This window comes from Actinomadura bangladeshensis, assembly GCF_004348335.1.
Lineage (GTDB): Bacteria > Actinomycetota > Actinomycetes > Streptosporangiales > Streptosporangiaceae > Spirillospora > Spirillospora bangladeshensis.
The window spans coordinates 1-5474 of record NZ_SMJW01000381.1; the positions used below are offsets into that span (position 1 = coordinate 1).

Below are 5474 nucleotides of genomic sequence, written 5' to 3' on the forward strand. Positions count from 1 at the left end.
GTGGCGCCCGGCGGGCCGATGGCGCCCGGCGGGCCGATGGCGCCCGGCGGGCCGGTGCCCCCCGGCGCGCCCTTCCCCGGCGCGCCCTACGGGCCGCCGCGGCGCAAGGGCGGCGGCAAGGCGCTCGCCATCCTGATCGGGGCCGCGGCCCTGGCCGTGCTGCTGGGCGTCGGCGGGTACGCGGTCTACTTCGCGCGCACGTCGCACACGCTGACCACCCCGGCCGTCGCGGACGGGATGAGCCGGGACTACCCCGCCGAATCGGGCACCCAGAAGGCCGTCGAGAAGCTGACCGGCATCATCTACAGCGCCGGCACCGACTGGAAGGCCCGCAGCAATGTGAGCGCGGTGTACGGGAACGGCGGCGAGAAGTACCTGTACGTGGGCGTCAACGGCGACCACGAGCTGAAGGATCCCGAGACCGCCCTCAGCGGCGCCTTCTCCACGGAGTTCAGGGACTCCGGCCCCACCATCTACCGCGTCAGCACCTTCAAGAGCCAGGACGCGGGCGGCGACGGCGTCGCGCTGGGGACCGACGTCTACGCCCAGACCCAGGGGCCGACGGGCACCACCAGTTCGACCACCTCCTTCGCCGCATGGTCGACGCGGACCACGTTCGCGATCGTCACGCCCATCGCCATGGACTCCGAGCACGACCGGCACAAGGACCTCCAGGCCACGATGCGCGACATCCGCGCGGACGTCGAGGACTGAGAATCCCGGCTGAGAGCGTTTCCCGCCGCGGTCGGGACACAGGTCACCTGACACCGGGTCGCCTCGCCCGAAAAGGTGGTGGTCCGGAAGGGTCCGCGACACCGGGGCGGAGAGAGAGGGACGGGATGCGAGCGGTACTGGCACGCGCCGCCGTGCTGGCCGGCGCGTTCACCGCGGGGGCCGTGGCGGCACGTGCCGCGACCATCCCTCACCTCCGCCGGCTCACCGCCGACCTGCAGAGGTCCCGGGAGCGGATCCTCGCCAGCCGGGAGGAGGAGCGGCGGCGGCTGCGGCACGACCTGCACGACGGGCTCGGGCCGACGCTCGCCAGCCTCGCCATGTCGCTGGACGCGGCCCGCATCACGCTCGCCTGCGAGCCGGAGCGGACCGACCCGCTGCTCGCCGACGTCCGCGACCGGCTGGCCACCGCCGTCGGCGAGATCCGGGACCTGGCGCACGGGCTGCGGCCGCCCGCCCTGGACGACCTCGGCCTTGTCGGCGCCATCGAGTCGTTCGCGGACGGCTGCTGCGAGCGGGTCGACATCCGGTTCGACGGCGAGCCCTCGGGGCTGCCCGCCGCGGTGGAGGTGGCCGCGTACCGCATCGCGCAGGAGGCGCTGACGAACGTGCGGCTGCACGCCCCGGGGAGCTGCGCCTCCGTCCGGCTGAAGCGCGACACCGAACTGCACCTGGTGGTCACCGACAGCGGTCCGGGCCTGCCGGACGCGGCGCGGGGCGGCGGCCGCCCCGGGACGCGCCGCGGCCTCGCCGCGATGAAGGAGTGGGCCGCCGAGATCGGCGGCAGCTGCGTGATCACGTCCCGGAACGGCGGCGGCACCCTCGTCGCGGTCCGGCTGCCGCTCGGCACCGCGCAGCCCGCCGCCGGGTACGATCGTCCCTCGGTCGGAAGAAGGCGGGCGTAGATGTCGGAGACCATCCGGGTCCTCATCACCGACGACCACCCGGTGTTCCGGCAGGGCCTGAAAGGACTCCTGCACGCGCTGGGCGTCGAGGTCGTCGGCGAGGCCGAGAACGGGCCGGAGGCGGTGAGGCTGGCGGCGGAGCTGCAGCCGGACGTCGTCGTCATGGACCTGCACATGCCGGGCGGCAACGGCATCGAGGCCACCCGCACCATCACCCGGACGAGCCCGCGCATCGGCGTCCTCGTCCTCACCATGTTCCGCGACGACGACTCCGTCTTCGCGGCGATGCGCGCCGGCGCCCGCGGCTACCTGCTGAAGGAGTCCGGCGCCGAGGAGATCGCCCGCGCCGTCCGCGCGGTCGCGGCCGGCGAGGCCATCTACGGCCCGGAGATCGCGCGCCGGGTGCTCACCTACTTCACCGACATGCCCGACCCGAGGCAGGCCGCGTTCCCCCAGCTGACCGAGCGGGAGCGCGAGGTCCTCGAACTGATCGCGCAGGGCCGCAGCAACGCCGAGATCGCCGGGACGCTCTTCCTCAGCCAGAAGACCGTCCGCAACCACGTCTCGAACATCTTCATGAAGCTGCACGTCGCCGACCGCGCCCAGGCCATCGTCGTGGCCCGCGAAGCCGGCTTGGGCGAATCCACGCCGCGTTGATCGCAGCGCAGGCCCACTGCGCTCGTCTGGCGGCTCGCCCCGTGACCTGGCCCGTGCGAGCGCGAATCGCTTCGCTACCTGACCGGTGAGGCCCGCCTCCGGCTTCGCCTCACCGGTCAGGTGGCGCGCTCGCGTGCGTGGCCGAGGCCGCTGAACGCCGATGAGAAAGCCCCGGCCGCGTCGGCCGGGGCTCTTTCTCGGGTCAGGCGCTCTTCTCGCGCGGTTCGCGCTTGGGGCGGTCTCGGGGGACCAGCGTCGGGTTGACGTGCTCCAGGACGGCCTCGCGGGTGATCACGACGCGGGCGACGTCCTGGCGGCTCGGGACCTCGTACATCACGGAGAGGAGGACCTCCTCCATGATGGCGCGCAGGCCGCGGGCGCCGGTGCCGCGCAGGATGGCCTGGTCGGCGATCGCCTCCAGGGCGTCGTCGGTGAACTCCAGGTCGACCCCGTCGAGTTCGAAGAGGCGGTGGTACTGGCGCACCAGCGCGTTCTTCGGCTCGGTGAGGATGTTGATCAGCGCCTCGCGGTCGAGGTTGTGCACGGAGGTGATCACCGGGAGCCGGCCGATGAACTCGGGGATCATCCCGAACTTCAGCAGGTCCTCGGGCATCACGTCGCCGAGCACGGCCGACGACTCCTCGAAGTCGGACTTGGACCGGATCTGCGCGCCGAAGCCCATGCCCTGCTTGCCGACCCGGGACTCGACGATCTTCTCCAGCCCGGCGAACGCGCCGCCGCAGATGAACAGCACGTTCGTGGTGTCGATCTGGATGAACTCCTGGTGGGGGTGCTTGCGGCCGCCCTGCGGCGGGACGCTCGCGGTGGTGCCCTCCAGGATCTTCAGCAGCGCCTGCTGGACGCCCTCGCCCGAGACGTCGCGGGTGATCGAGGGGTTCTCGCTCTTGCGGGCGACCTTGTCGACCTCGTCGATGTAGATGATCCCGGTCTCGGCCTTCTTGACGTCGTAGTCGGCCGCCTGGATCAGTTTGAGGAGGATGTTCTCGACGTCCTCCCCGACGTATCCGGCCTCCGTCAGCGCCGTGGCGTCCGCGATGGCGAACGGGACGTTGAGGAGTTTGGCGAGCGTCTGCGCGAGCAGCGTCTTACCGGATCCGGTGGGGCCGAGCAGCAGTATGTTCGACTTGCCGATCTCGACCGGGTCGTCCCGGCCGGTGTCGCCCGACTGGATCCGCTTGTAGTGGTTGTAGACGGCGACGGACAGTGCCTTCTTCGCCGTATCCTGCCCGATGACGTAGGAGTCGAGGAACTCGTAGATCTCCCGCGGCTTGGGCAGGTTGTCCCACTTGAGGTCGGAGGTCTCGGAGAGCTCCTCCTCGATGATCTCGTTGCAGAGATCGATGCACTCGTCGCAGATGTACACGCCCGGACCCGCGATGAGCTTCTTGACCTGCTTCTGGCTCTTCCCGCAGAACGAGCACTTGAGCAGATCACCACCGTCGCCGATGCGTGCCACCCAACTGTCTCCTTTTCGTGGGGCCGCCCGCCCTGGAGGATGCGGCGCAGCTCGGTTGCGTCCCGAAGGCTCTCGACGTTGGACTCGACGTTACCGCCTCCGACGGACTTGGAAAGCCCCTCGCCCGGAAGTGTGGCGCCCGGGCTCGGGGACCTCCCGCGTCCTTGTGCCGTCTCAGGACGACACTACCTCGGCTTTCCGCTTCCTGCTGGCGAAGACGTCGTCGATGAGCCCGTAGTCCTTCGCCTCGTCGGCGGTGAGGATCTTGTCGCGCTCGATGTCGCGGCGCACCTCGTCGATGCTCCGGCCGCTGTGCTCGGCCAGGATGCTCTCCAGCAGCTCGCGGATCCGCATGATCTCGCGCGCCTGGATCTCGATGTCGCTGGACTGCCCGTAGGTGCCCTCGGTCGCGGGCTGGTGGATCAGTATCCGCGAGTTGGGCAGGGCGGCCCGCTTGCCCGGCGTCCCGGCCGCGAGCAGCACGGCGGCGGCCGAGGCGGCCTGGCCGATGCAGACGGTCTGGATGTCGGGCTTGACGAACTGCATCGTGTCGTAGATCGCCGTCATGGCGGTGAACGAGCCGCCCGGCGAGTTGATGTAGATGCTGATGTCGCGGTCCGGGTCGATGGACTCCAGCGTGATCAGCTGGGCCATCACGTCGTTGGCGGACGCGTCGTCGATCTGCACGCCGAGGAAGATGATGCGCTCCTCGAACAGCTTGTTGTACGGGTTCATCTCCTTGACCCCGTACGTGGTGCGCTCGACGAACGACGGAATGATGTAGCGGTTGTCGACCGGCATCGGGCCGGCGCCCGGCCGGACGATATCGGTGAAACCGGGACGGATCAGGTCGCTCATGTGTGCCTCCGATAAGTGTTCAGGTCGTCAGGAGACGGTGCCCTCGGAAGGCACCTGGGTGGCACTGAGCACCACGTGGTCGACGAACCCGTAGTCCTTGGCCTCGTCGGCGGTGAACCAGCGGTCGCGGTCGGAGTCGCGCTCGATCTGGTCGAGCGCCTGACCCGTGTGCTCGGCGATCTTCTCGGCGAGCGTCTTCTTCACGTACAGCATCTGCTCGGCCTGGATCTTGATGTCGGAGGCCGTGCCGCCGATGCCGCCGGACGGCTGGTGCATCATGATCCGGGCGTGCGGCAGGGCGTAGCGCTTGCCCCGGGTGCCCGCGCACAGCAGGAACTGCCCCATCGACGCGGCGAGGCCCATGCCCACCGTGACGATGTCGTTCGGGACGTACTGCATGATGTCGTAGATCGCCATGCCGGCGGTGACGGAGCCACCTGGCGAGTTGATGTAGATCGTGATGTCGCGGCGGCCGTCCTCGGCCGACAGCAGCAGGAGCTCGGCGCAGATGCGGTTGGCGATGTCGTCGTCGACCTGCTGGCCGAGGAAGACAATGCGCTCGCGCAGCAGCCGCTGGAAGAGCTGGTCGCCCAGAGGCAGCAGGGGCGCCTCGGCGACCCGCGCCTGGATCCGCGACGACTCGTCGAAAGTCGGAGGCATGCTCACCGGGTGTTCCTCCGGTCCTTTTAATCGGTTCGGATGATTGGACATTAACGCGCCACCGGGCCCGCTTAAGCCCGGGGGGCCGCCTTTTCGCCAGGGGCGTACCCGGGCGGCGCGGGACCCCGCCCGCGTACCGGACGATCGTCGCCAACGGGACACGCGCGCGGTCGTCCCCCTCCTCC

At 70.0% G+C, this 5474-nt stretch carries 6 protein-coding genes; 3 read left to right on the plus strand and 3 right to left on the minus strand.

What is annotated here, in order from left to right; translation table 11 throughout:
- The 3 genes from E1284_RS42175 to E1284_RS38065 all read left to right on the plus strand — a co-directional run.
- Positions 1-714: hypothetical protein (locus tag E1284_RS42175; protein WP_207924193.1), on the plus strand; the 714-nt coding region annotated here is incomplete at its 5' end.
- Positions 715-839: 125 nt separating this feature from the next.
- Positions 840-1637, plus strand: coding sequence for a sensor histidine kinase (locus tag E1284_RS38060; RefSeq protein ID WP_131944994.1), 798 nt, complete (start codon positions 840-842; stop codon positions 1635-1637).
- Positions 1638-2294, plus strand: coding sequence for a response regulator transcription factor (locus E1284_RS38065; protein ID WP_131944995.1), 657 nt, complete (start codon positions 1638-1640; stop codon positions 2292-2294).
- A 202-nt stretch (positions 2295-2496) separates the two neighbouring features.
- Here the strand turns inward: E1284_RS38065 and clpX are convergent, their stop codons facing one another.
- From clpX to E1284_RS38080, 3 genes are all read right to left on the minus strand, one after another.
- On the minus strand, positions 2497-3771 hold the full coding sequence (clpX, locus tag E1284_RS38070; RefSeq protein ID WP_131944996.1) for an ATP-dependent Clp protease ATP-binding subunit ClpX: 1275 nt from the start codon (positions 3769-3771) through the stop codon (positions 2497-2499).
- Between the two features lie 174 nt (positions 3772-3945).
- Positions 3946-4629, minus strand: a complete 684-nt coding sequence (locus tag E1284_RS38075; protein WP_424923533.1) for an ATP-dependent Clp protease proteolytic subunit — start codon at positions 4627-4629, stop codon at positions 3946-3948.
- 27 nt (positions 4630-4656) lie between these two features.
- On the minus strand, positions 4657-5289 hold the full coding sequence (locus E1284_RS38080) for a ClpP family protease (protein ID WP_131944998.1): 633 nt from the start codon (positions 5287-5289) through the stop codon (positions 4657-4659).
- Between the last annotated feature and the right edge of the window lie 185 nt (positions 5290-5474).